This window comes from Myxococcus sp. XM-1-1-1 (genome assembly GCF_020037095.1).
GTDB lineage: Bacteria > Myxococcota > Myxococcia > Myxococcales > Myxococcaceae > Myxococcus > Myxococcus fulvus.
Window position 1 is genome coordinate 105,661 of sequence record NZ_JAIQDH010000014.1, and the last position, 25,058, is coordinate 130,718.

Below are 25,058 nucleotides of genomic sequence, written 5' to 3' on the forward strand. Positions count from 1 at the left end.
CCCGAGTGTGCGTGGACCTCACAGCTCGTCGAACAGGTCGACGACGGCCTGCGCCAACAACTCCTGCTCGTCGGAGGAATGCTGCGACGCGTACGTGAGGACATCCTGAACGCCCGCCGCGTCCCTGCTCCAGAAGAGCGTCTTCAGCCGCGCTCGCAGCCGCTCACCCTCGTCACCCGCCGAGTCGATCGCCTCGCGCGTGGACTGCGCGCCCACCAGCTTGACGTAGACGAACATGTCGAAGCTGTCCTTGGACTTCTCGGGACGATGCTCACGCTTGGCGCGCTCCTTCATCGTGAGGAAGCCCACCGCGTCGGGCAACAGAATCGCCAGGGACTTTCCGCCCACGGTGAGCGACACCTGCTGGCTCCGACGCAGGGCGACGCGAGAGTCCAGCAGCGGCGTCATCTGCGTGGGGAGCGCGTCGACCTCCACATCCCCTGGCGCGAAGAGGTCCAGGTCCATGCGCTGACCACTGGGCAGGTCCTTCGACCAACGATAACCCTTCGAGCGTCGGGAGAAGCCTCGTTCCGAGAAGACCTCGGGGAGCCGGCCCGCCATGAACTCCGAGCCGTCCATGTCGAACAGCAGGTCGGGCTCGAACGAGAACCCCCGCTCCACGGCCACGCCCGTGTCCGTCTCGACGGCGATGACCCCCGAGCCTCCGCGGCGCTTCGACTCCAACGCGAGCACCTGTCCACCGATGAGCATCACGGGCGTCGACAGCGCTCCCAGGTCGAGCAACAGCTCCCGGAGCTCGCCCAGGATTTCGTCGAACCGCTCCTCGTCGGTCACTCGAAGTCCTCGACGAGCGGCAACGACCTCGCGAAGCGACGCAGCAGCTCGTCCGCCTGTTCCTCACCACGCCCGCCGCTGTGCTGGAAGTCCACGGCCAGTTGGGGGAGCGCCACGCCCGGGCCATGCGGGAGGGCGCGCGGACTGGAATAGATGCCTCCCACCTCCGTCTCCGCGGAGGGCTCCGCGCGGAGAATCCAGAAGTTGTGCGGCGTCATCCGGCGCAGCTCGAAGGCGCGGATGGCCGCCTCCTGCGAACCGGAGAGATAGAGCCCGTGGGGCAGCCCCGAGACGAACCGCTCCTCGGGTTCAAGGGCACTCGCCAGGGAGAAGATGGAGCGAATCCCCTGGGAGCTCAGCCTCCGATACCCCGCCTCGAGCGCCTGGGACGTCGTGGAGGGCGCGTTGAACCCCTCCTTCGAGATGGCCGTGGGACGTCCGTGCTTCATCCATGTCTTGAGCAGACCCACGGGCTCGCGAAGGCGCACGCCGCCACCGACGTCCACCAGTCCCTCCTGGGTGAGTCGCTTGATGACCCCATGCGCATACGCGTAGCTCGTCTGGGTCTGGTCCGAGAGGGCGCGCACCGTCCAGCGACGGCCGGGGGACTCGAGCAGCGCGCGCACGATGCGACTGCCCTTGCCGTGGAACACCGGCTCGCGAGGGACGCGGTTCGAGGAGCCGCGCCCCTGAATCCGGATGAAGGTGCTCCCGGTGCGCAGGAAGAACGTGCCGCGTTGATCCACCAGCGCGAGCTCTTCGTTCGCGCAGGCCTCGACCACGCGAGGCGACGCGGAGTCGGTGACGAGCATCGGCACACGGAAGGTCGGCAGCTTGTCGAAGTCCGTTTCCCGGTGACGAAGCTGCTCGCGGAGCGACAGCAGCTTGTCCTTCTGGGCCACCACCTGCGCGGGGAACAGGGGCGCGCGGTAGCTCAACAGCACCGGGACCCTGGCCTCCGGAAGTCGGACCTCCGCGAGGTCATAAGCCGACTCCCCTCCCGGACCGGTCCGCGGGATGATCAACCCCTCCTGACGCACCAGCTCCACGCCCGCCGGAAGCGTCGGCGGGTCCTTCCAGAACTCTTCCCTGAAGTGGGGTCTATCGGGCTTCATTCAATTTTGTCGATACTGCTACGATTCCTAGCAATCAGCCAGTCCGCTGATAGCCATCTCGTGATTATCGACAAAATTGAGTCACCGGCCCTGGAGCCCCTCAGGCGCCACGGAGGGGCTCGGAATCCCGAGCCCCTCCCCTGCTCAGTGCCCAGACGAGGCCTTCGCAGGGGCGGCCACGGGAGCCCCGCCACCCGGGGGCGCAGCCGGAGCCTCCGGCCGCGCGAGCGTGTCCGGGGACTCGGCCATCGCATACGTCACCCACGCGGTGGCGGCCGTGCTGCGCGCCAGGTCCTGCGGGTCCACCTTGTCCAACGTGTCCGCGTGCGTGTGGTGCACATCGAAGTAGCGGCTCGCGTCCACCTCCACGCCGAAGAACGGCACGCGCGCGGGGAGCAGCGGGCTGATGTCCGCGCCCCCGGCCTCGCGCGGGGAGAACTGCGCCGCGCCGAGCGCCACCAGCGGCGACAGCCACGGCTCCAGCAGCTCCTTGCCACCCGGCCCAGAGCGCAGGCTCACCGCCACCGGCCGCCCGCCACCCGAGTCCATCTCCATGGCGGCCACGTGCTTGGACAGCTCCGCCGCGTGCGCCTCCGCGTACGCGCGGCCACCGCGCAGGCCGTTCTCCTCGTTCATGTACAGCACCACCCGCACCGTGCGCCGGGGCGCCTGGGGCAGCTTCGCGATGAGCCGCGCGGCCTCCATCACCATCACCACGCCCGCGCCGTCGTCATGCGCGCCCGTCCCCACGTCCCACGAGTCCAGGTGCGCGCTGATGAGGACGATTTCCTGCGGCTTCTCGCGGCCCCGAATCTCCGCGACCACGTTGTGCGAGTCCGCGTCCGGGAGCTCCGAGCACCCGAGCACCATCTTCACGCGAACCGGGCCCTTCGCGAGCAGGCGGTGCAGCTGGTCCGCCTCCTCCGTCGTCACCGACGCGGCGGGGATGCGAGGCCCCTCGTCATCGAAGCGGGTGGAGCCCGTGTGCGGCGTGCGCAGCGACGCCGTGGCCAGCGAGCGCACCAGCGAGCCCACCGCGCCCGCCTTCGCCGCGAGCGCCGGGCCTCGGCCGCGCAGCCCCGCGAAGCGGCCGTAGTCCGCGGGCGACGACATGGTGTGGTTGAAGAAGACGATCTTCCCCTTCACCGAGTCACCCAGCGTGGCGAGCGCCTCCAGCGACGTCACCTCCACCACCTCGGCGGTGAGGCCCTCGGGGGCCGTGGGCGGGCTGCCACCCAGCGCGAGGATGAACAGCGGATGGCCGCGCGTGGTGGCGGAAGGGAGAATCTCCGCGCGCTCCTCGCCGCGCACCCAGCGAGGCACCTTCACGGGCTCGGTCCATGCCTTCACGCCGTCGGCCTTGAAGCTCTTGAGGGCCCACTGCACCGCGGCGGCGGCGCCCTCGGAGCCCGACAGGCGCGGGCCAATCCCATCCGTCAGCTCCGCGAGCCGCGCGTAGGAGTGTCCTTCCGTCAGCGCGGGGCCCACCAGCTTCTCCGCCACGGCCAGCGGCGGCGCATACGCCTTCTTCGCGGGCGCGGCGGACTTCGCGGGGGCCTGGGGCTTCGCGGGAGCGGCGGGGGCGGCGCCCGACACGAGCTGCAGCGCCAGGGATGACGACAGGATGAGCGTGGAGACGGGCAAGAGGACCTCCGGAAGAGGCGCCCACTCTCCGCCCGGCCCTCAGGGCTCGCAAGCCAGATGCGCTCGACGCACCGTGCGAGTCACGGACGCTTGCCTGGTGAAGCTGGAGAGGATTTCGGAGAATCCCAGGGGCCACCGCGCGCCGAGAGGGGGAACGCGGCGCGCGGGGCTCAACTGGGACTTCATACGGCGGTATCGCTTTTGGGGGAGGCGATAGCCGCCGCTGCGTCTCACTCTTTGGGAGGAAACGTGGCGGGCATGTTGAAGATCATTCGCAACGCCGTCAAGCCCGGCACCTCACTCAGCGTACAAGCGGACAATCTTTTCCCAGGAAGTGGTTCAATTTTACAGCCACAGCGCCATCCACGGGTGGGCAACTGTGGTCTTCAGCGAAGAACGAGCCCATGACGACAGACGAAGCCTTCTTCACCCTCTACAGCGACCTGCCACGGTTGGGCCCTGGCAGTGATGCCTGCACACGTGAGGCATTGGGACGCCTCCCCTCCCTGCCACCCGCCCCCCGCGTCGTGGACCTGGGCTGCGGCAACGGAAGACAGACGCTGGCGCTCGCAGAAGCCTTGCGGACCCACATCCTCGCGGTGGATCTCCACCCACCCTTCCTCCAGCAGTTGGAGCAGGACGCCCGCGCGCGAGGACTGCAAGCCTTCATCCAGACACGCTGTCAGGACATGGGTGCGCTCGACCTCCCCCACCAATCCGTGGACCTGCTCTGGTCCGAGGGCGCCATCTACCATCTGGGCTTCGGCCCCGGCCTCACGCGCTGGCGGCCTCTGCTCGCACCCGGCGGCCTCGCCGCCATCACCGAGTGCACCTGGCTCACCGACACCCGCCCCGCCGAGGCCGTGGAGTTCTGGACCGAGGGCTACCCCACCATGGGCACCGTCGAGGAGAACCGCGCCGCCGCGCTCGCCGCGGGCATGGAGGTGCTGGACACCTTCACCCTCCCGCCCTCCGCGTGGTGGGACGACTACTACACCCCGCTGCTCGAGCGCGCCCGGCGCCTCGCCCCCACCGCCGACGAGCCCCTCCGCCAGGTCATCGCCGGCGCCCACCGCGAGACGGACCTCTACCGTCACCATGGCCACGCCTACGGCTACGTCTTCTATCTGTTGCGCCGCCCCACTTGAGCGCTCGCGCGGTTCCAGGAATGCGACAGGAATTGAGCCCCACCGTCAGGGCTCGGCCCTGTGGTTGCCCTGCACCCGGGCACCCACTCACTCCCCTGGGTCAAAGAAATACGGACATGCATTTTTTCCAGAAATGGTGTCTATGTCGCTGAAGGCACGTTAGTCCCCGTCACGCACCCCAGCGACGCCATGACCTCCCCCCAGGGCCGTGGTGTGTCGAGCCTCAGGACGTCGAAGGAACGCAATGTTGATGGAGCAGTGGGCTCACCGATTCTTCGAGCTCTCGACCGAGCTGTTCGCGGTGCTGGGCTCGCAGGGACGGATTCTGGAAGCCAACCCGGCCTGGAACGTGACGGTGGGTTGGTCTCCCACGGAGCTGCGGCTGGAGGGCTATCGGGGCTTCATCCATCCCGAGGACCTCGCCCAGGTGGACTCCCGGTTGGAGTCGCTGGCGCGGAGGATGGGCACCACCCGCTTCTCCTGCCGGTGGCGCTGTCGGGACGGCACGTGGGCGTGGCTGGTGTGGAGCGTGGCCTGCTCCGCGGTGGGCGGCCCGCTGTACTGCACGGTGCGCAGGCTGGAGTCGCCTCCCGCGCTCGAGCCCGGCCCCACCACCTCCGAGCCCGGCGGTCCGCTGCCGCCGTGGGCGATGAGCGACAGCCTGCCCCTGGGCCTCTACGTGGTGGAGGTGCGCACGGGCGCGGTGCTCTACGCCAACCGCCGCTTCTGCCAGCTGTGGGGCATCGAGTCGCTGGAGAGCGCCATCCGCAAGGGGCAGGTGACCCACGAGGATGTGCTCGGCCACTGCCTGCGCGCGGGTGAGGCCGCGAGCGTGCTGCGCCTGGTCTCCCCGACGGAGGCAGACACCCCGCCTCCGCTGCACGCGGACGAGGCGCAGCTGACCAACGGCCGCACCCTGCGCCGGCTATCCACGCCCATGGGCGCCAGCGGCGACGAGTCCCGCTACCGGCTGTTCGCCTTCGAGGACGTCACCGAGCGCAAGCGCACCGAGGAGGCCCTGCACCGCTCCGAGGAGAGCTTCCGCAAGCTCATCGAGACGGCGCCCGAGGTCATCTTCGTCCACCGCGACCAGCGCTTCGTGTACGTGAACCCCACGCTGCTGCGCGCGCTGCGGTACGAGCACGCCAGCGAGCTCATCGGCCGGTCCATCTGGACCATCGTCCACCCGGACGACCTGGACATGGTGCGCCAGCGCGTGCACGCGGTGGTGGCCCGGGGCGAGCTGGCCCCGCTGCGCGAGATCCGCTACCTGCGCCGCGACGGCACCTGGTTCGACGCGGAGAGCGCGGGGCTGCCCGTGGACTTCGACGGCGTGGGCGCTGTCGTCGTGATGGCGCGCGACATCACCGAGCGCAAGCGCATGCAGGCCCAGCTGCTCCAATCGGACCGGATGGTGCTCGCGGGCACGCTGGCCGCGGGCGTGGGCCACGAAATCAACAACCCGCTCACCTACGTCATGGCCAACCTGGAGTCGGCCCTGGACGCGATGCACCGGCTGGGCGGCGAGCTGGGGAGGATGCTGCCCGACGGCGCACTGGCGCCGAGCTGGTCCATGACCCTGAAGGACACGGTGGAGCTGCTCAAGGAGGCGCACGAAGGCGCCACCCGCGTGCGCAACATCGTCCGGGACCTGAAGTACATCTCCCGCCAGGACGAGGAGCGGCGCGAGCTGCTCGACGTGCGCGAGTCGCTGGAGTTCTCGCTCAAGCTGGCCTCCAGCGAGCTGCGCCCGCGCGCCCAGGTCATCAAGAAGTACGAGGACGTGCCGCTGGTGCACGCGGACGCGTCTCGGCTGGGGCAGGTGTTCCTGAACCTGGTCGTCAACGCGGCGCAGGCCATCCCCGAGGGGGACCCGACGAACCAGCACGTGACGCTCTGGGTGCGCCCGGGGCCCCACGGGGGCGTGGCGGTGGACGTGAGCGACTCGGGCAGCGGCATGCCGCCCAGCGTGCTCGCGCGCATCTTCGACCCGTTCTTCACGACCAAGGCGGTGGGCTCGGGCACGGGCCTGGGGTTGTCCATCTGCCACGGCATCATGCGCGGCCTGGGCGGCGACATCACGGTGCGCAGCGAGCCGGGCCAAGGGACGACCTTCACCGTGCTGCTGCCCCCCGCGCCCGCGGACGCGGCGCCTCGCGAGGTGCCCGTGCTGCTGCCGCCCTCGTCCGAGCGCGCCGGCCGGATGCTGGTCATCGACGACGAGCCCGCGGTGGGTCGCTCGCTGGCGCGCATCATCGGCAAGCGCCACCAGGTGACGGTGGTGAGCAGCGGCGAGGAGGCGTTGGCGAAGCTGGACTCGGGCGCTCCCTTCGACGCCATCTTCTGTGACCTGATGATGCCAGGCATCACCGGCATGGACGTCTACGAGCGGGTGCGCGAGCGGGAGCCGGGGTTGAGCCTGCGCTTCATCTTCATCACCGGCGGCTCGTACACGGCCCGGGCGCGGCAGTTCCTGGAGCGCATCCCCAACCCGCGCATCGAGAAGCCGTTCGACGCGCAGATGATTCAGCAGCTGGTCGGAGAGGTATTGGCCGTCGGGGTTGACGGTGATGTCTCCGGCCTGGAGTGAAACCACCGCGCCGGATGTCCCGGCGCGCCCCTGAAGGGAGTTCCCTGGTGATTGGCGGCGGATTCGTCATCGATGCGGTTACGCACGCGTACAACCTGCACCCGTCCAACTGGCGTGCCGGGAAGTACGCCGAATCCCTGGCCCAGCTCATCTTCGGCCTGCACTCGGGGCTGTCCGGCGACACGCACCGTGTCGTGAAGCCGGAGCAGTTCATGAAGGACTGGTCCGTGGACGAGCTGGCCCACATCCTCTTCGTGGAGAGCGACGTCGACCTCGCGGTGCACCACGTGCTGCCGCTGCAGACGCTCTACACGGACGGGCTGTGCTCGTACGAGAAGACGCTCGACATCAAGCGGCGCTTCCCGGACCGCTTCCTGGTGTACGCGGGCGTGGACCCGCTGCGGGGCACGGCGGCGCTGGAGGACCTGGAGAAGCAGGTGGAGGAGCTCAAGCCCACGGGCCTGAAGCTCTATCCGGCGGCGTGGCTGGGGGACTCGTTCAAGCACACGGGCTGGCGGATGGATGACCCGCGCATCGCGTTCCCGCTGTTCGAGCGGGCGCAGAAGCTGGGCATCAAGAACATCGCGGTGCACAAGGGCCTGCCGATGGGGGCGGTGCCCATCGAGGCGTACAAGGTCGACGACATCGGCGGCGCGGCGGATGCGTTCCCGGACCTGAACTTCGAAATCGTCCACGGCGGCATGGCGTTCCTGGACGAGACGGGCATGCAGCTGTCGCTGTTCCCCAACGTGTACGTGAACCTGGAGGTCACGGGGGCGCTCTTGGTGAAGCGCGAGCGCTGGTTCGCCGAGTCGCTGGCGCAGCTGCTCAAGTGGGCGGGCCCCGCGAAAATCATGTGGGGCTCCGGCACGGTGTTCAGCCACCCGCAGCCGGCGCTGGAGAAGTTCTGGAACGACTTCCAGCTGCCCGAGGAGCTCACCCAGGTGTGCGGCATGCAGGTGACGCCCGAGGTGAAGCGGATGATTCTCTGCGACAACTACGCGCGCTACGCGGGCGTGGACGTGGAGGCGGTGAAGAAGCGCATCGCGAACGACGAGTTCGCGCGCAAGAAGGCGAAGGGGAACATCCAGCCGTACAGCTACCAGGGAGGGCGGCCGTGACGCCCGTGGAGAGCGCGCTGCGCGAGCGCATCCAGGAGATTCCGGACCCGTGCAGCCTGGCCACGGGCGTGCCGCTGGGCATCGGGGAGATGGGGCTCATCGAGAGCGTGGTTCATCAGGAAGGGAAGGTGACGGTGCGTCTGCACATCACCTCGCCCATGTGCATGATGGCCGCGTACTTCATGCGGGAGATCGAGCAGCGGCTCACGGGCCAGGAGGGTGTCGAGTCCGTGCACGTGGAGTTCGACCACGACCTGAAGTGGACGCCGCAGGACATCCATCCGGAGGCCCGGGAGCGGCTGGCGGCGAAGCGAATCACGATGCTCGGGGGAAGGATGATTCCCCGCGGTGAGGCGCCGACGTCGCGCTGAAGCGGCTGTTCGTCTGGGTTGGAGCGGGCTCGTCATCCGGGTGGGTGACGGGCCCTTTGCTTTGGGATGGGTATGGCGCGATGGATGGTGGTGGTGTTGTGGCTCGTGATGGGCTGTGCCTCCGAGGACCACGGGCTGCTGCGGTACGAGCGGAGCACCACGCCGCGCAGCTCCGGCAAATCCACGGGCCACAGGTTCGCGCCGTGCAACGGCCAGCCCGCCTTCACGCGCGGATGCTCGGGCCCCAGCTCCGTGCCCAGGTAGAGCCCCTCCTTGCGGTCAGGCTTGCCCGACGTGAGCTCTCCACCCAACGGAAACCACCCTCGCCACGCGGCGCCACCCCGCGCCATGTCCATCGCCTCCTTCGCCTCACGCGGCAGCGCGAAGAAGCGGTGACTCAGCTCCTCCAGGCGCGCGAGGAGCGCGTCGGGCACACCGTGCCCCGAGACGTAGAAGAAGCCCGTGTCACGACACGCCTGCTCGATGTCTCGCGCCACCTGCCGCCGAGCCTCGGCGCGGGACGCGTCGAACAGCGGGGACATCTCGATGACAGGCAGACTTCCGGACGAGGGGACTCCAGCCATGCTCGGAGCCTATACCGGCCCGCACTCGGACCGTGTGTGGCACCTCCAGAGCAAGCGAGCATGACGGCGCTGGACCCGACCTGCCCCCGGGTGGAGAGTGCGCCGCGTCCGCCATGTCCACGTCAGCACCTTCCGAATCGCCGCACGCCACGCTCAGCCCCGGACTCGTGTGGCTCATGGCCGCCGCCTCCGGCGCGACCGCCGCCAACCTCTATTACAACCAGCCCCTGCTCGGAGACATCGGCCGGGACCTCGGGGCCTCGGGCGGGATGCTCGGCCTGGTGCCCACGCTCACCCAGGTGGGCTACGCGGCGGGCATGCTGCTCATCGTCCCGCTCGGCGACAGCCTGGAGCGACGACGCGTCATCGTCACCATGTCCGCGCTCGTGAGCCTGGCCCTCGTCGGCGCCGCGCTCGCTCCCACCCTGCCCTGGCTCGTCATCGCCAGCTTCCTCGTGGGCGCCACCACCGTCGTCCCCCAGCTCCTCGTCCCCTTCGCCGCGCACCTCGCCCCCGCGGCGCAGCGCGGCCGCGTGGTGGGCACCGTGATGAGCGGCCTGCTCATCGGCATCCTCCTGTCCCGCACCGCCGCTGGCTTCGTGGGCACCCACCTGGGCTGGCGCGCCATGTTCTGGCTCGCCGCGGGCTTCATGCTCCTGCTCGCCGTCGTGCTGCGCTTCACCCTGCCCTCGCAGCCGCCCGTGGCCGCCATGCCGTACCCGGAGCTGATGCGCTCGCTCGTGCACCTGGCGCGCACCGAGCCCGTGCTGCGCATCCACGCGGTGCTCGGCGCCCTCACCTTCGGCGCCTTCAGCGTCTTCTGGTCCACGCTCGCCCTGTATCTGGAGAGCCTCCCCGAGCACTACGGCCCCCAGGTCGCCGGACTCTTCGGCGTCGTCGGCGTGGTGGGCGCGCTCATCGCCCCCGTCGTCGGTCGCTACGCGGACTCGCACGGAGGCCGGCGCATCAACATGTTCGCCATCGGCGTGCTGCTGCTGTCCTTCGTCGTGATGTGGCCCCTGGGGCGCTGGCTGTGGGGCATCGCCCTGGGCGTGGTGCTGCTCGACCTGGGCGTTCAGGGCAACCACATCTCCAACCAGACCCGCGTCTACGCCCTGCGCCCCGAGGCTCGCAGCCGCCTCAACACGCTCTACATGGTGACCTACTTCGCCGGCGGCGCGGCCGGCTCCTGGCTCGGCACCACCGCGTGGACCCACGCCGGCTGGACGGGCGTCTGCGCCGCGGGCGCCGCGCTCTGTGTCACCGGACTGCTGATACTGCTCCCGGGGAGAAATCGCTGAGACGCATTCCCAGCTCCCCCCCGGAGGCGCGGCGCGCAGAGGGCGCTTGGCGTCGAGACGGGAACAGCGGACGATGGCGACACAGAAACCTCCTCTCGGGAGCCTCGATGGAAACGCCCCACCGGGCGGACGATGACCGCCGCGCTTGGGGTTGGCTGCTCGGAGTGCTGGCGCTCGCGCTGCCCGGGGTCTTCTTCTTCCGGGCAACCTTCTCGCGCGATGTCTTCCTCGCAGGCGACACGCTGCGGGTCTTCTATCCGATACGCGCTTACTGGGCCTCGCGCGTATCCCAGGGACAGTTCCCGGACTGGTTCCCCTTCGACGGCTTCGGCCAGTCGTTCACCGCCATCTTCATCTCGGGCGCCTTCCACCCCACCACGCTCCTCCACCTGCTGCTGCCGCTTGGCACCGCGGTGAAGGTCACGATGATGCTGAGCTTCACGCTCGCATTCCTCGGGACGACAGCGCTCCTGCGCGAGCTGCGCGTTTCCCGGGCCGGGGCCTTGTTCGGCGCGCTGACGTTCACCTTCAGCGGATACCTGGTCTGCATCACCAACAATCCGACCTACCTCCTGTCCGCCACGGCCTTGCCCGTGGCCCTGTGGGGGGTGCTGCGATTCATTCGAGAGCAGACTCCGGGGCGGCTCGCGACGGGCGGTCTGCTGCTCGCCCTGGTCGCGTTTGCCGGAGACGCACAGGCGTTCGCCGTGGTGCAGGCGCTGGGCGTGCTGCTCGCGTGCGTGGAGCCCTTGCGCGCCTCGGAGACGTGGCCGCGACGCGTGGGAGCGTGTCTGCTGCTGGTGGTCACGGGAGGACTGCTGGCGGCGCCGCAGTTGCTTCCTGCAGCGGGGCTGGTGTCGAGCGGCGAGCCTGGCGCCCGCTCCGTGGTGGAGGCACAACGCTTCTCGTTGCACCCACTGCGCCTCGCGGAGCTGTGGGTCGGGCCCTTCCTCACCGACGCACAGGGCATGCGCGGCATCCCGGAAGCCGTGGTGCGCAAGCTCGTCTACGTCGGGGGCTTCACGCGGGCGTGGGTGGACTCGCTCTACGTCGGCACGCCTGCCTTCGTCCTGGCGCTGGCGGGTGCGGGGAGCTCGTGGCGGCGGGGGCGCTCGTGGGTGCTGGTGGCGGCGTGGGTGCTGCTATTGCTGCTCGCGCTGGGGCAGGCGCTGCCCGTCTATGGCTGGGTGTATCAGGTGCTGCCTTTGTGGCGGCCCTTCCGCTACCCGGAGAAGCTGGGCCCCTTTCTCGTGCTGGGCCTCGCGGTGGCCGCGGGGTGGGGCTGGCGACAGTGCCTGTCTCCGGGAGGCAACGCGCGCGCGGTCATCATCGCGGGGGGCTCGGTGGCGGCCGTCTGCGGCGCCATCGCGTTGGGAGAGTCGCTCGGCGGACTCTGGACACACGGCTGGGTGCTGCCGCACTGGCCGGACATTCCCGCTCCCGCCCTGGAAGGCCTGTCCCACAACGTGGTTCGGATGGCATCGACAGCGGCGGTGCTGGCGCTCTTGTGCGCCCTGGTGGCGTGGCGCCCGCGCCTCGCCGCGGGACTTGTCGTGGTGCAGGGCGTGGCGCTCTTCCTGGAGAACGGACCGCTCTATCAGGTGTCACCCGCGGAAATCCTGGAGACGCCGCCTCCCTTCGCCCAGCAGGTCCTTGCCTCCGCCCCCCCGGGGGAACCCGTGCGGGTGATGACGCGAGTGAAGTCCTATGGTGTTCCACGGCTCCAGGGCTACGACTACAAGGACCGGCTGAGCCTGGCGCAGACGGCGGCGCTCGCGCCGGACACCCCGGTGTTCTGGGGCATCGAGAGCGCGGGGGGCTACCTGCCCGGAGAGAGCCTCCGCGTACGCAAGCTCAAGGGAGATCTGGAGCGCTGGTTCGGAGTGCTCGCTCCTCGTCTGTCCACGCCGTTCTCGCTGGCGCGCACCGAGGAGTTGTCGGGCGGACTGCCGCCGCGCGCGCAGGTTGCGGCGGAGGACCCGCTCTTCGGGCTGACGTTGCTGACCCACCCGGACGCGCCGCCGCGCATCCATCTGGCTCGACCGGAGTGCGTTCCTTCGGTCGAGGAAGCGCTGCTGCGCATGAGCGCGCCCGAGCTGCCCCGTCGCGAGGTGGCGGTCATCGAGTGCGCGGAGCCGCTGCCCGTGGCGGAGGGCTCGGGAACGGGCCATGTCACCGTGAACCGGGTGACACCGGAGCATCTCGAGGTGAAGGTGGAGGCCGCCGCTCCCGCGGTGCTGGTGGTCAACGACGCCCTCCAGCCCGGCTGGTCCGCGACCCTCGACGGCGCGTCCGTGCCCATCCTTCCTGCCAATGTCGCGGTGCGCGCGGTGGAGGTGCCCGCGGGGGAACACCTCGTGGTGATGCGCTATCGGACGCCCGGACTGGTGCCAGGACTGTGGGTGGGCGCCCTGACGCTGTGCGCGCTGGCCACCGCCATGGTGCTGGCACGGCGGCGCGCGCACAGAATCACTTCCTCCTGAATCGCACCTCGTATCACCCATTCGTTCGACGCGCTGTGCGTGCTGACCACCGAGGGCGCCAGACACAGAGGCACGAGCGAGCCTCCGCTGCTCGCGACCTCACGCTTCCTTCGGCTTCGCCTCCGGGGTCAGCACCACCAACAACGCCTTGGCGCTCACCTGACCACCCACCGAGGCGTTCACCGCCTCGACCGTGCCCGGGATGTCCGCGACGAGCTGGAACTCCATCTTCATCGCCTCCAGGACGACGAGCACGTCCCCCGGCTTCACCGTGGCCCCGGGCTTCGTCTCCACGCGCAGGATGCGGCCGTCCATCGGCGCGAGCAGCCGTCCCGTCCCCGCGCCCTCCGCCGACTTCGGCGGACGGAACGTCACGTCCGCGAGGCACCGCGCCCCCGAGCCCAGGTCCAGCCACAGCGAGTCCCCAGCGCGCAGATACCGCCCTCGCCCCCGAGCCCCCGCGACGGCGTAGTCGAATACGCCCTCCGCGAGGCCCAGCACGGAGACCTCCAGCTTCTCCTCGCCCGTGATGACCTCGTACTGCTCCGACGTCAACGGGCGCACGGAGACCTTCGCCTCGCCGCTCCGGTCCTCGAGCGTCATCGTCACCGCGTGCGAATACGCCGTGTTCCAGTTCACCAGCGAGGCATCCACTCCGCTCGTCCTGGAGAGCCGCAGCGCCTCGTCATGGAACAGCGCCACCGCCGCCAGCGCCCGCTCGCGAGTGCTCGTGCGGTACAGCCGCTCCAGCGTCGCGCCGTCCGCGTGCTTGCCGATGAAGCCCGTATCGTATGCCCCCGAGCGGAACGCGCCATCCTCCAGCACATGCAGCAGCAGGTCCTTGTTCGTCGTGACACCGAACACGGTGAGTTCGTGCAGCGCCTCCACGAGCCGCCGCCGCGCCATCTCTCGGTCCGCGCCGTACGCAATCACCTTCGCCTGCATGGAGTCGTAGAAGGGCGGGATGTCCTGCCCCTCGCGCACGCCGTGGTCGATGCGCACGCCTTCACGCGAAGGCAGCCGCCACGTGAGCAGCCTCCCCGCCTGCGGCGCGTACTGGTTCGCCGGGTCCTCGGCGCACAGCCGCACCTCGATGGCGTGGCCCGTCCAGGTGATGTCCTCCTGCGCGCGCGGCAGCTTCTCACCGGAAGCCACCCGCAGCTGCCACTCTACCAAATCCAGCCCGGTAATCTGCTCGGTGACGGGGTGCTCCACCTGGAGACGCGTGTTCATCTCCATGAAGTAGAACTCGCCGTTCGGCGCCAGCAGGAACTCGATGGTGCCCGCGCCCTTGTAGGCAATCGCCCTGGCCGCCGTCACGGCCACCTGCCCCATCTTCTCGCGCAGCAGCGGGTGCACCGCGGGTGACGGGCTCTCCTCGACGATCTTCTGGTGACGCCGCTGCACCGAGCAGTCGCGCTCGCCCAGGTGCACCGCGTTGCCGTGCTCGTCCGCGAAGACTTGAATCTCCACGTGCCTCGCGTTGATGACCGCGCGCTCCAGGATGAGCTCACCGCTGCCGAACGCGTTCGTCGCCTCGGAGCGGGCGCCCTTCAGCGCGGCCTTCAGCTGCGACGCCTCGTGCACCAGCCGCATGCCGCGACCACCGCCGCCCGCGGCCGCCTTCACCATCAGCGGGAAGCCGATGCGCTCGCCCTCCTTCGCCAGTGCCTCGTCGTCCGCGTCCGAGGCCTCGTAACCCGGGATGCACGGCACGCCCGCCGCAATCATCCGCAGCTTGGCCTGACGCTTGTTGCCCATCAGCGTGATGGCCTCCGCGTCCGGACCGATGAACACCAGCCCCGCGTCCTTGCACGCGCGCGCGAAGGCCGCGTTCTCGGAAAGGAAGCCGTAGCCCGGGTGGATGGCCTGTGCCCCCGACGCCTTCGCCGCGCCGATGAGCTTCTCGATGACCAGGTACGACTCCTTCGCGGGCGACGGGCCGATGGGCACCGCCTCGTCCGCGGCGAGCACGTGCGGCGCGCCCCGGTCCGCCTCCGAGAACACCGCCACCGTCCGGAAGCCGAGCCGCTTGCAGGTGCGAATCACCCGCACCGCGATTTCACCCCGGTTCGCGATGAGGACCTTGTTGAAACGCTCCATCCCGTCCGCTCCTCTCACAGGCGTGCGACGCCGAAGCTGTTGGGGTTCACCTGCCGCGCCTCCGCCTCACGGCAGATGGACAGCACGAACCCGAGCACCCGCCGCGTGTCGCGCGGGTCGATGATGCCGTCGTCGAACAGCCGCGCCGAGGCGTTGAAGGGATGCGACTCCTTGTCGAACTGGTCGACGATGGGCTGCGTGAAGGCGCGGATGGCCTCCTCGTCCACCACCTGGCCCTCGCGCGCCAGCTTCTCTCCGAAGACGATGGACATCACCTTCGCCGCCTGCTCGCCGCCCATCACCGCCGTGCGCGCGTTGGGCCACGCGAAGATGAAGCGCGGATGGAACGGACGTCCGCACATTCCATAGTTGCCCGCGCCGAACGAGCCGCCCACCAGCAGCGTCACCTGCGGCACCGTGGCGTTCGCCACCGCCTGAATCATCTTCGAGCCGTGCTTGACGATGCCGCCCTGCTCCGGCTGCGTCCCCACCAGGTACCCCGTGGTGTTCTGCAGGTACACGATGGGCGTGTTCGACTGGCAGCACAGCTGGATGAACTGCGCCGCCTTCGTCGCGCCCTTCGGGCTGATGGGCCCGTTGTTGCCGATGATGCCGATGGGCCCGCCGAACAGGCTCGCCCAGCCGCAGACGGTGTGCGCGTCGTACGCGTCCTTGAAGCCCGTGAACTCCGAGCCGTCCACGATGCGCGCGATGATTTCGCGGCAGTCATACGGCTTGCGGTAGTCCGCCGGAATCGCGCCGGCCAGCTCGTCCGGCGAGTACAGCGGCTCCGCGTAGGGCGCCCTCGCCTGGGCCGCCAGTCGCTCGTTCCAGCCGAGCTTGGACACGATTTCGCGCGCCATGCGGATGGCGTCGGCGTCGTCCTCGGCCAGGTAGTCCGCGGTGCCCGCGACGGTGGCGTGCATCTCCGCGCCGCCCAGGTCCTCGTCCGTGGCCACCTCGCCCGTGGCCGCCTTGAGCAAGGGCGGGCCCGCGAGGAACACCTTCGCCTTCTTCTTCACCATCACCACGTAGTCGGACAGGCCCGGCAGGTACGCGCCGCCCGCCGTGCTGGAGCCGTGGACCACCGTCACTTGCGGGATGCCCGCCGCGGACATCCTCGCCTGGTTGTAGAAGGTCTCTCCGCCCGGGATGAAGATCTCCTGCTGGTACATCAGATTCGCGCCGCCGCTCTCCACCAGCGACACCATGGGCAGCTTGTTCTGCAGCGCGATGGCCTGCCCGCGCAGCGCCTTCTGCACACCCCACGGCGACGCGGTGCCGCCCTTGATGGCGGAGTTGTTCACGAAGACGAAGCACCGCACCCCGGACACGTAGCCGATGCCCGCGATGCTGTTGCCGCCCGCCAGCGAGCCGTCACTGTCGTCGTGGTAGCCGTAGCCGCACAGCGTGGACAGCTCCAGGAACGGCGAGCCCCGGTCCAGCAGCATCATCAGCCGCTCTCGGGGCAGCAGCTGGCCGCGCTTGTGGAACTTCTCGCGCGCCTTCTCCTCGGTGGCGCGCACCTTGGCCTCGACGCCGCGCAGCTCGCCCAGCCTCGCGAGCATGTCCGCGCGCTGCGCCTGGAACGTCTCCGAGCCCGGGTTGACCTTGGAAGTGATTCTCGGCATCGGCCTCACCCCTCTCCTTCGCGCAGCAGCGACTCGGGAATGTCCACGTGACGCGAGCGCAGCCACTCGCCCAGCGCCTTGCCCTGCGGGTCGAAGCGCGTCGACGACGACACGCCCTCGCCCAGGATTCCATCGACCACGAAGTTCAACCCGCGCAGCTTCGGGAACACGTGCCGCTCCACCGGGAAGGCCGCGGCCTCCGGGAGCAGCTCCTTCAGCTTCTCCGCCGTGAGGAAGCGCGACAGCCAGCGCCACGCCTCATCCGAGCGCGCCCACACGCCGATGTTCGCCATGCCGCCCTTGTCACCGCTGCGAGTCGCCACCAGCCGACCCAGCGGCACCCGGCGCGTGGGCCCCGAGGACAGCGGCTCCGTCAACGGGAGCGGCTCCACCGGCGCCAGCGCCTGAGATTGCGCGGGCGGCGTGATGACGGTGCGCGTGCCGTCGGGCAGCACCGCCACGTGCTCCACCTTGCTCGCGTCGACATAGGCCGGCGTGTAGACACCATACGGCGCGCCATCCGAAGGCGGCGCCGTCATGGTGAAGCCCGGGTAGGTGCCCAGCGCCAGCTCCACCGCCGCGCCGCTGAACGCTCGGCCCACCAGTTTCGGGTCCTGGTCCTTCACCACCACGCGCAGGAACGCGGCGGCCTGCTCCTCCGTGGCCGCGTCCTCCCGGTCCGTTCGCACCAGCGTCCAGTGCGCCTCGCTCGGCTTGCGCGTGAGCGCCGCCTCCATCTGCTCGCGGATGAGCCGCGCCTTGTCCTCGATGTCCAGGCCCACGAGGACGAATGTCGCCTCGTTCTTGTAGCCGCCCAGGTGGTTGAGGCACACCTTCACGGTGGGCGGAGGCGGCTCGCCGCGCACGCCGCTGATGCGCACCCGGTCCTTGCCGTCCGCCGTCAGGGCAATCGAGTCGAAGCGGGCCGTGGCGTCCGGCCCCGCGTAGCGCGCGCCCGTGACTTCATAGAGCAGCTGCGCGAGCACCGTGTCCACCGTCACCGCGCCGCCCGTGCCCGCGTGCTTGGAGATGACGGACGAGCCGTCCGCGAACACCTCCGCCAGCGGGAAGCCCGGACGGCGCACGTCGATCTCCTTGAAGAAGGAGTAGTTGCCGCCCGTGGCCTGCGTGCCGCACTCCAGCACGTGGCCCGCGACCATCGCGCCCGCGAGCTTGTCCCAGTCATCCTTCTTCCAGCCGAAGTGCGCGGCCGCCGGCCCCACCACCAGGGACGCGTCCGTCACGCGGCCGGTGACGACGATGTCCGCGCCCGCGCGCAGGCACTCGGCGATGCCCCAGCCGCCCAGGTACGCGTTCGCGGTGATGGGCGAGCCCAGACCCAGCGCGTCCGCGCTGCCGGAGAGGTCGTCCCCCTCCACGTGCGCGATGCGGGCCTCGAGTCCCAGCTTGTCATTGAGCGCTCGCAGCGCCTCGGCGAGCCCGGCCGGATTCAGGCCTCCCGCGTTGGCGACGATGCGCACCTTCTTCTCCAGCGCCAATCCCAGACACTGCTCCATCTGCCGCAGGAAGGTCTTGGCGTAGCCGGTGGCCGGGTCCTTCATCCGGTCCCGACCGAGAATCAACATCGTCAGCTCCGCCAGGTAGTCGCCCGTGAGGACGTCCAGCTGGCCGCCCTCGAGCATCTCCCGGACGGCCGAGAACCGGTCACCGTAGAAACCCGACGCGTTGCCGATACGGAGGGGGGACTCGCTCATGCGCTCTCCACGTCCTGCCTGAATGCGGAGCAGTGTGGGAGGCCATGCCTAAAAAAGCAAGCGCGCTTGCTTTTTTCCAGGGCGGCTTCCAAGCTGACCTCGTGAGCGAGGCACCGGCCGCGACAGGACGACAGGAGCAGGAGCGCAGCCGCGTCACCCGGCAGCGACTGATGGAGGCGGCCATCAGCGCCCTGTCGGAGCTGGGGTGGGCGGGCGCGACGATGACGGTCATCGCCGAGCGGGCCGGCGTGTCCCGCGGCGCCTGTCAGCACCACTTCCCCACGCGCGGTGATTTGGTGGCGGCCGCGGTCGAGTACGTGGGCCATCAGCAGATGGAGGAGCTCGGTCGGCGGGCGGCCCGGCTGCCAGCGGACCAGCGGCGCACGGAGAGCATCCTCCACATGCTGGCGGGCTTCTACACGCACCCGCTGTTCGTCGCGGCCGTGCAGCTGTGGGTGGCGGCGAGCACGGACGAGGAGCTGCGCTCGCAGCTGGTGCCGGTGGAGACGAAGGTGGGGCGGGAGGTGCACCGGCTGACGGTGTCGCTGCTCGGCGTGGACGAGCGCGAGCCGGGCGTGCGCGAGCTGGTGCAGGCGACGCTGGACCTGGTGCGCGGCCTGGGGCTGGCGAACCTGCTGCGCGACGACAGCGCGCGGCGAAAGAAGATTCTCCACCGCTGGGCGCTCACGCTGGAGGACGCGCTGCGTCCCCGGTCCGGGCGCAAGGCGGAGGACTGACGGGCCGCGACGTTCGCGACAACACGCCCCGACGACACTCGGGCGGGGCCACATCGGGAGAGCACATGGGCTACCGCTCCGTATTCGCGCCGGGGTTGTTCAAGGGACAGAACATCATCGTCACCGGAGGCGGCAGCGGCATCGGCCGCTGTACGGCGCACGAGCTGGCGGCGCTCGGCGCGCACGTCATCCTGGTGGGCCGCAAGCCGGACAAGCTGGAGAAGGTGGCGGCGGAGCTGCGCGAGGACGGCGGCGAGTGCTCGCTGGAGACGGTGGACATCCGCGACGAGGAGGGCGTGAAGGCCACGGTGGCGCGCATCGTCGCGGCGCGCGGGCGCATCCACGGGCTGGTGAACAACGCGGGCGGGCAGTTCCCCTCGCCGCTGTCGGCCATCTCGAAGAAGGGCTTCGAGGCGGTGGTGGCCACCAACCTCACGGGGGGCTTCCTGGTGGCGCGCGAGGTGTTCAACCAGTCGATGAGCCAGACGGGAGGCTCCATCGTCAACATGCTCGCGGATGCGTGGGGCGGAATGCCGGGCATGGGGCACTCGGGCGCGGCGCGCATGGGCATGCTCAACCTGACGCAGACGGCGGCGGTGGAGTGGGCCTTCGCCGGGGTGCGCGTCAACGCGGTGGCGCCCGGGTGGGTGGCCTCCAGCGGCATGGACAGCTACCAGGACGAGGGCGTCAAGGCGCTCATCCCCATGCTCAAGCAGGAGGTGCCCCTGCACCGGCTCGCCACCGAGGCCGAGGTGAGCGGCGCGATTGTGTTCCTGCTGTCGGACGTGGCCGCGTTCATCACCGGCGAGGTCATCAAGATTGACGGTGGCGCGTCCTGCAACACCAAGATTTTTCCGCTGGAGGAGACCAGCGCCTCCAAGCCCTACGAGGGCTTCCACCGCGCCGCCGCGCCGCGCATCCTGGGTGGCGACAAGCAAGGATAGCCCTACGAAACAGGCGTTGTTCCGTCCCTGGAGTGGAGGGAGAGAGAGCGTCGGGTCCTGAGCGGATTCGCTCCACCTGGCCGAGGTGAGGGTGGATGGCCCATGATAGAAGCGCGTCACAGGAGGTTTCGTGGGCACGCAGGTCACTCCATTCTCGGTCCGACAGGCTGTCACCCAGGTTCGACAGGCCTTGGATGACGGCGCGAACACGGTGGTGCTGTCGGGGCAGACCGGCGCGGGGAAATCATCGGCGCTGAGAGAACTCGCGTCGAGCCCACTCGGCGCGTTCAAGGATGTCGTCTTGATTGCGCCGCCGAAGGGTGAGCAGAGCCTTGACTCCGGGCTCGTGGCACTCGTGGAGCTCGCGGCCCAGCTCGACGACAACAAGCTCCTCCAGAAGGTGAAGCGCAACGACGTCCGCTGGAAGGGGAAGCTCGAGGACGTCACACATCAGCTCATCAGCCGCGCTCCCCGGACGCTGGTCCTCTTCGACGAGCCCCTCCTCGACACGAGCCCAGGCCCACTCTCCTCGGTCTTCGCGGACCGCGCCGCGGACCTCTCCCGGACCCTGCTCAACATCAAGGGACTCAGGAAGGTCGTCGCGACCTCCAGCACGCTTCCAGAAGCACATGTCGTCGAGGTCGCCCGGCGCTCAGCTCCCTCGGAGATTCTCTCTCCCGACAACTGGGACCCTGTCCTCGCGTCCGCCGCGGCGCAGTTGCTGGCAGCCGGAGGAGACCTCCTCACGGACCAGTCTCCGCTGGAACTGCGGTTGCGCGTGGGGCTCGTCGCCACCGGTACCAGCCCCATCAAGGCCGCCGGTCCGCGCCATGCCCTGCACAAGCTCATCGGCCAGCTGCTCGAACAGGTGGGAGCGGAAAGCACGGACCTCAAGCAGGTCCTCGGGCGTCTGGCGCTCCTCAGGGTGCCCTTCGACCTGGAAGCACTCGATGACATGGGCGCTGGTGAGCTCTCCTCACGTTGTCAGAGTCTCTTGCGTCAGACCTTCCTCTTCGGTCCTCCGGAAGGCCTGCTCCTGCATGAGTCCATCGCCCAGGAGGCTACCCGCTGGCAGTGGCTGACCTCCCACGGGCGCATCCAGGCGCATCGAAAAGCGGCCCGATACCACGACGCGCGCTACCGCCACTCCAACGAGAAGTTCAAGGTCCGGGCCGCGGTACGCCATGAGCTCGAGGTCATCCATCACCTGACCCACGCAGGTGACGCCACGAAGCTCCTGGAGCGCTCCCTCTTCTTCGTCGAGCAGTATGACGCCTTGGGGAAGGTCCTCAGCCAGCAGGGTCGTCATGACGAGGCGGTTCATGCCTACAAGCGTGCCCTCGCCCATGACTCGGACGATGCCTACGCCCACCATTATCTCGGCTACAACCTCGACATCCTCGCGCAGAGCCCTCAACAGGTCGAGGCGCACTTCAAGAGCGCCATCCGGGCAAACCCCTCGCATGTCTGGTACCACGGCCGGCACATCAATTTCCTCGTCACGCGAGGCAGGGTGCGAGAGGCGAGGAGCGCATGGGAGGCGGCCCTCGATGCGCTGCTCCCCTCCGGCTCCTCGCTGAACGAACCTCTCTATCGGGAGCTTCACGGAGCGCTCTCACGACTCCTTCTTCATCGGGGCCAGCTCGAATTCGCCCGCGATGTACTGAATGACGTCCCCCTGCAGCTACGCCCAGGGCTCCCCTGGTATCGAGCGTTGAGACGATTGCATGACGCTCTCTGGGTCGCGGCCTCGGGTGACGAGGTGTTCCCCCCGCACATCTCGCCTGAGGAGCAGTGGAAGGGTCCGCATCTGCTGCACAGGGCCGCGGACAGCGCGCGGGTCGAGCACTGGGCTCCGGGGCGTATCGCGGAAGCCAGCTCGACCGAGGTCCATCTCCGGATGGCGCTCCCGCCGTCCCCTCGCGAGGAGCCTTCGTTCGTCTGGAGGGACCTGAGCATCGAGGAGTACCAGGCGCTCGCGCTGGATACGAAGGACCGTGAGGAACTCCCCTCCGCGGGAACCTTCGTGGAGGTCATCAAGTTCCATGGGGAGACCGAGTTCCTCCGGTGCCATCCCGTCATCCCCTTCGAGGATGTAGACCTGCCGTACCTCTTCCCTCCTCCTGACAGGTATCTGCGGCGTGGACCTCCCGGCGCTTGATACCGACGCCCTGCAGCTCTTCGTCTTCGGACCAGGGATGGGGGAACTGGTGGCCATCCGGGCGCCCCCCAACCATTGGCTGGTGATGGACGGGTGCTCCGTGGGCGGGAGGCATTATGGGCAGCAGTTGATGGACCACTACGGCGCGGTCCCATCGCTCATCATCTTGACGCATCCGCATCTCGACCACGCCAAGGGCGTGTCCGAGGTCATTGACGCGGCGACAAGTGACACGGAGCCAAAGGATTGGCCACGGATTGGGCTCGTGTGGTCCACGCACGAGACACGCGACGACCTCACCTGCCTGACCCGGTACTACGACGGTGCGGTCTCGGAACAGGCCATCAGCGCTATCTTCGACCGCTGGGAACGCTTCCCCGCCTGTCGACTGGAGCTCCGGCAAGGGGAGGTCATTGCCCTGGGAGAAGCCCGGGTCAAGGTGCTGGCGCCTGCGCCCGGGGCACGGACTCAAGCCTTCCAACGATGGTCGGCGGGGAAGGCTTTCGATGCCAACTGCATCTCCACCGTGCTCCAGGTTGAATGGGAGGGGGTACGACTCGTGTTGGGTTCCGACATGGTGGAGAACCCGGGACAGGGATGGAGCAACGTTCTTGCGTTCGACAGCAATGTGCCAAGGCATGCAGCCCTCAAGGTCGCCCACCATGGCTCCACAGATGCGCAGCACCCTGAGCTGCTGAAGCGCTCCTCACCCACGGATGAGCCCTTCTGGCTCATCACCCCCTTCGCGAATCAAAAGCTCCCTCGCTTCCAACCAGGAGAAGGCGTGGCACTCCTGCTGGACCATGTTTCCAAGGTCCACCTCACGGGAATCCCCAGGTCGTTCGGGAAGCAGGGGCTCATGCCTCGCGGCTACCGCCTCGCGGAGCTGCAATCACCTGCTCACAGCATGGACCGCTCCCCCTCCCTCACCGGATTCCCGGACTGCATGGTTGCACTGAGCTGGAGTCGAAGCGGTGGCCCACCCACCGTTCACTCGGGTCGAGGGAGTATCACCGTCGAGCGCTGAGAAAGATGACGGGGCCTCACTCCGCGCCGCGCATCCTGGGTGGCCCCGCGAAGGAATGATTCGCGTCCCACCTCGCGGCCGTGACAAGAATCCGGGATGGCATTCCGGGTTCTCTGGGTGGGGTGGATGCTGGCGATGGTGTCGGGCTGCGCGAGCACGCGCGCGCCGTCTCCTCGCGAGGATGACGCGGTCTGGACCGAGGTCCGCAGCCGACACTTCCGCGTCCTGACGAACGTGGAGCCCCAGGAGGCCACGCGAGCCGCGCTCGAGCTGGAGACGCTCCGCGGCGCCGTGTCGCGGCTGTGGGGCGGGGACGAGGACATCCCCGGCGCGATGGACGTCGTGCTCCTGCGCGACGCCGCCGAGCTGGAGTCGCTCGTCCCTGGGACTTCCGGTGGCTTCTCCGCGAGGTCCGCCGAAGGGGCGCTGCTCGTCATCACCCAGGAGGACTCGGAGCGAGGAGCAAGGACGCGGGCCCGCGCGCTGGGCTACGAGCTGAGCCGTCGCGTGTTGCAGAGCCGCCCCCGGTGGCTCGCGGAGGGGCTCGCCCGCTCCCTGGAGACCGTGCGCGTCGAGCACGGCACCCGCGAGGCCGTGCTGGGGCGGGAGGATGCGTCCAGCCTGGAGCGGGTCCGCGAGAAGGGGTGGCTCGACATCGACGCGCTCTGGGAACAGGAGCATGTGCTGAAGCCGAGCCCCGAGGAGCAGCAGTGGCGCGATGCCTCCGCGTGGCTCTGGGTGCACTTCCTCGCGCAGGAGCAGCCGGCGCGCTTCGGCAAGTGGCTCGCGTTGCTGGCCCAGGGCGAGGACTCACGCGCCACGTGGGAGACGACCTTCGGAGACCTGGACGCGCTGCGGAGCGGTGTGCGCCGGCACGCCTCTCGCGAGCGGTATGTCCCTCGCGCGTCACCGCTCCCCGCCATCCCGGAGGAGGTCACCGTGCGCGCACTCGGCTCCGCCGATGTCCACGTCCTGCGCGCGCGGGTCCTGATGCATGCGCCAGGGAAGGACGCGCGGGCGGAGGCGCTCGCAGAGGTCCAGCGGGCCCTGGGCGAAGCGCCGACCCATGTCGACGCGGCGACGCTCGCCGCGCGCTTGTCGGAGGACACTCCAGAGCATCTCCAGCGAGCCCATGCGTTGGTGCGGGACCATCCCGACGATGCGCGCGCCTGGATGCTGCTGGCGGAGCTGCTGGACCCGTCCCTCGAGCCGGGCGCGCAGGCGGATGCGCGACGGCGCGCGACCAGCCTGGCCCGCGATGACGTCTCCACCCTCGTCCGCGTCGCCGACAGCTACAACGAGACGGGCAACCTGGAGGAAGGCCTGCCCACGGCCCGCCGCGCCCTGGAGCTGGACCCTCGCAGCCCCGCCGCGCTGACGTCCCTGGCCTTCCTGTCCTTCCGCTCCGATGGCTGCTCCAAGGCGAAGCGCCTGCAGTACCGGGTCCGGGACCTGCTCGACGGGTCCACCACCGCCGACTTCCGCGAGGCGATGGAAGAGCGGCTGCGCACCTTCGAGCGCAAGTGCAACGCCAACCGGCCTCCTCGCTGAGCCCGAAGCCTCCCATCCCCTGACGTCTCTGTATGGG

At 69.3% G+C, this 25,058-nt stretch carries 18 protein-coding genes; 11 read left to right on the forward strand and 7 right to left on the reverse strand.

Annotated elements, in window-relative coordinates:
- Positions 1-18: 18 nt before the first annotated feature.
- The 3 genes from K8640_RS25315 to K8640_RS25325 all read right to left on the reverse strand — a co-directional run bounded on the left by K8640_RS25315 (position 19) and on the right by K8640_RS25325 (position 3,554).
- Positions 19-795: a hypothetical protein gene (locus tag K8640_RS25315; RefSeq protein WP_223749413.1), complete on the reverse strand. Its 777-nt coding sequence runs from the start codon at positions 793-795 to the stop codon at positions 19-21.
- Entirely contained in the window at positions 792-1,910 is a 1,119-nt protein-coding gene (locus K8640_RS25320; protein ID WP_223749414.1) for a hypothetical protein, read from the reverse strand. The genes K8640_RS25315 and K8640_RS25320 overlap by 4 nt, the downstream gene beginning before the upstream one ends.
- Before the next feature lie 144 nt (positions 1,911-2,054).
- Positions 2,055-3,554 carry a M20/M25/M40 family metallo-hydrolase gene (locus K8640_RS25325; protein WP_223749415.1) on the reverse strand — a complete coding sequence of 500 codons (1,500 nt, stop codon included), beginning with the start codon at positions 3,552-3,554 and terminating at the stop codon, positions 2,055-2,057.
- 404 nt (positions 3,555-3,958) lie between these two features.
- Here K8640_RS25325 and K8640_RS25330 point away from each other — a divergent pair, with 404 nt between their 5' ends.
- The 4 genes from K8640_RS25330 (at position 3,959) to K8640_RS25345 (ending at position 8,784) form a co-directional block, all read left to right on the forward strand.
- Positions 3,959-4,702, forward strand: a complete 744-nt coding sequence (locus K8640_RS25330; RefSeq protein ID WP_223749416.1) for a cyclopropane-fatty-acyl-phospholipid synthase family protein — start codon at positions 3,959-3,961, stop codon at positions 4,700-4,702.
- Between the two features lie 250 nt (positions 4,703-4,952).
- Positions 4,953-7,292, forward strand: a complete 2,340-nt coding sequence (locus K8640_RS25335) for a PAS domain S-box protein (protein WP_223749417.1) — start codon at positions 4,953-4,955, stop codon at positions 7,290-7,292.
- Positions 7,293-7,339: 47 nt separating this feature from the next.
- The gene (locus K8640_RS25340) at positions 7,340-8,413 is read left to right on the forward strand and encodes an amidohydrolase family protein (RefSeq protein ID WP_141324563.1); all 1,074 of its coding nucleotides are present in this window, start codon (positions 7,340-7,342) and stop codon (positions 8,411-8,413) included.
- Positions 8,410-8,784: a metal-sulfur cluster assembly factor gene (locus K8640_RS25345; RefSeq protein ID WP_223749418.1), complete on the forward strand. Its 375-nt coding sequence runs from the start codon at positions 8,410-8,412 to the stop codon at positions 8,782-8,784. The genes K8640_RS25340 and K8640_RS25345 overlap by 4 nt, the downstream gene beginning before the upstream one ends.
- Before the next feature lie 32 nt (positions 8,785-8,816).
- Here K8640_RS25345 and K8640_RS25350 read toward each other — a convergent pair whose 3' ends face one another.
- Complete coding sequence (locus K8640_RS25350) at positions 8,817-9,368, reverse strand: 2-oxoglutarate and iron-dependent oxygenase domain-containing protein (protein ID WP_223749419.1); 552 nt, start codon at positions 9,366-9,368, stop codon at positions 8,817-8,819.
- A 176-nt stretch (positions 9,369-9,544) separates the two neighbouring features.
- On the opposite strand from K8640_RS25350, the gene K8640_RS25355 reads away from it, so the two are divergent.
- Positions 9,545-10,669: an MFS transporter gene (locus tag K8640_RS25355; protein WP_370640389.1), complete on the forward strand. Its 1,125-nt coding sequence runs from the start codon at positions 9,545-9,547 to the stop codon at positions 10,667-10,669.
- A gap of 107 nt (positions 10,670-10,776) precedes the next feature.
- Positions 10,777-13,152 carry a YfhO family protein gene (locus K8640_RS25360; protein ID WP_223749421.1) on the forward strand — a complete coding sequence of 792 codons (2,376 nt, stop codon included), beginning with the start codon at positions 10,777-10,779 and terminating at the stop codon, positions 13,150-13,152.
- A 99-nt stretch (positions 13,153-13,251) separates the two neighbouring features.
- Here K8640_RS25360 and K8640_RS25365 read toward each other — a convergent pair whose 3' ends face one another.
- From K8640_RS25365 to K8640_RS25375, 3 genes are read right to left on the reverse strand one after another with little or no spacing between them, the layout of a single operon-like run.
- A complete protein-coding gene (locus K8640_RS25365; RefSeq protein WP_223749422.1) occupies positions 13,252-15,255 on the reverse strand; it encodes an acetyl-CoA carboxylase biotin carboxylase subunit in 2,004 nt (667 codons plus the stop codon).
- A 14-nt stretch (positions 15,256-15,269) separates the two neighbouring features.
- Entirely contained in the window at positions 15,270-16,886 is a 1,617-nt protein-coding gene (locus K8640_RS25370) for an acyl-CoA carboxylase subunit beta (protein ID WP_223749423.1), read from the reverse strand.
- 5 nt (positions 16,887-16,891) lie between these two features.
- Positions 16,892-18,601, reverse strand: a complete 1,710-nt coding sequence (locus tag K8640_RS25375) for an acyclic terpene utilization AtuA family protein (protein ID WP_223749424.1) — start codon at positions 18,599-18,601, stop codon at positions 16,892-16,894.
- A gap of 101 nt (positions 18,602-18,702) precedes the next feature.
- On the opposite strand from K8640_RS25375, the gene K8640_RS25380 reads away from it, so the two are divergent.
- The 5 genes from K8640_RS25380 to K8640_RS25400 all read left to right on the forward strand — a co-directional run bounded on the left by K8640_RS25380 (position 18,703) and on the right by K8640_RS25400 (position 25,021).
- Positions 18,703-19,338, forward strand: coding sequence for a TetR/AcrR family transcriptional regulator (locus K8640_RS25380; protein WP_223749425.1), 636 nt, complete (start codon positions 18,703-18,705; stop codon positions 19,336-19,338).
- Positions 19,339-19,403: 65 nt separating this feature from the next.
- A complete protein-coding gene (locus K8640_RS25385) occupies positions 19,404-20,282 on the forward strand; it encodes an SDR family oxidoreductase (protein WP_223749426.1) in 879 nt (292 codons plus the stop codon).
- Positions 20,283-20,412: 130 nt separating this feature from the next.
- Complete coding sequence (locus K8640_RS43235; RefSeq protein ID WP_223749427.1) at positions 20,413-22,443, forward strand: tetratricopeptide repeat protein; 2,031 nt, start codon at positions 20,413-20,415, stop codon at positions 22,441-22,443.
- A complete protein-coding gene (locus K8640_RS25395) occupies positions 22,424-23,470 on the forward strand; it encodes a hypothetical protein (RefSeq protein ID WP_223749428.1) in 1,047 nt (348 codons plus the stop codon). Before K8640_RS43235 ends, K8640_RS25395 begins: the two co-directional genes overlap by 20 nt.
- A 96-nt stretch (positions 23,471-23,566) precedes the next feature.
- Positions 23,567-25,021: a hypothetical protein gene (locus K8640_RS25400; protein WP_223749429.1), complete on the forward strand. Its 1,455-nt coding sequence runs from the start codon at positions 23,567-23,569 to the stop codon at positions 25,019-25,021.
- The last annotated feature ends 37 nt before the right edge of the window (positions 25,022-25,058 follow it).

Coding starts and splice junctions, on each gene's coding strand:
- K8640_RS25320 (WP_223749414.1), bottom strand. CDS start 1,910: ATGAAGCCCGATAGACCCCACTTCAGGGAAGAGTTCTGGAAGGACCCG.
- K8640_RS25330 (WP_223749416.1), top strand. CDS start 3,959: ATGACGACAGACGAAGCCTTCTTCACCCTCTACAGCGACCTGCCACGG.
- K8640_RS25335 (WP_223749417.1), top strand. CDS start 4,953: ATGGAGCAGTGGGCTCACCGATTCTTCGAGCTCTCGACCGAGCTGTTC.
- K8640_RS25350 (WP_223749419.1), bottom strand. CDS start 9,368: ATGGCTGGAGTCCCCTCGTCCGGAAGTCTGCCTGTCATCGAGATGTCC.
- K8640_RS25355 (WP_370640389.1), top strand. CDS start 9,545: ATGGCCGCCGCCTCCGGCGCGACCGCCGCCAACCTCTATTACAACCAG.
- K8640_RS25360 (WP_223749421.1), top strand. CDS start 10,777: ATGGAAACGCCCCACCGGGCGGACGATGACCGCCGCGCTTGGGGTTGG.
- K8640_RS25365 (WP_223749422.1), bottom strand. CDS start 15,255: ATGGAGCGTTTCAACAAGGTCCTCATCGCGAACCGGGGTGAAATCGCG.
- K8640_RS25370 (WP_223749423.1), bottom strand. CDS start 16,886: ATGCCGAGAATCACTTCCAAGGTCAACCCGGGCTCGGAGACGTTCCAG.
- K8640_RS25375 (WP_223749424.1), bottom strand. CDS start 18,601: ATGAGCGAGTCCCCCCTCCGTATCGGCAACGCGTCGGGTTTCTACGGT.
- K8640_RS25385 (WP_223749426.1), top strand. CDS start 19,404: ATGGGCTACCGCTCCGTATTCGCGCCGGGGTTGTTCAAGGGACAGAAC.
- K8640_RS25400 (WP_223749429.1), top strand. CDS start 23,567: ATGGCATTCCGGGTTCTCTGGGTGGGGTGGATGCTGGCGATGGTGTCG.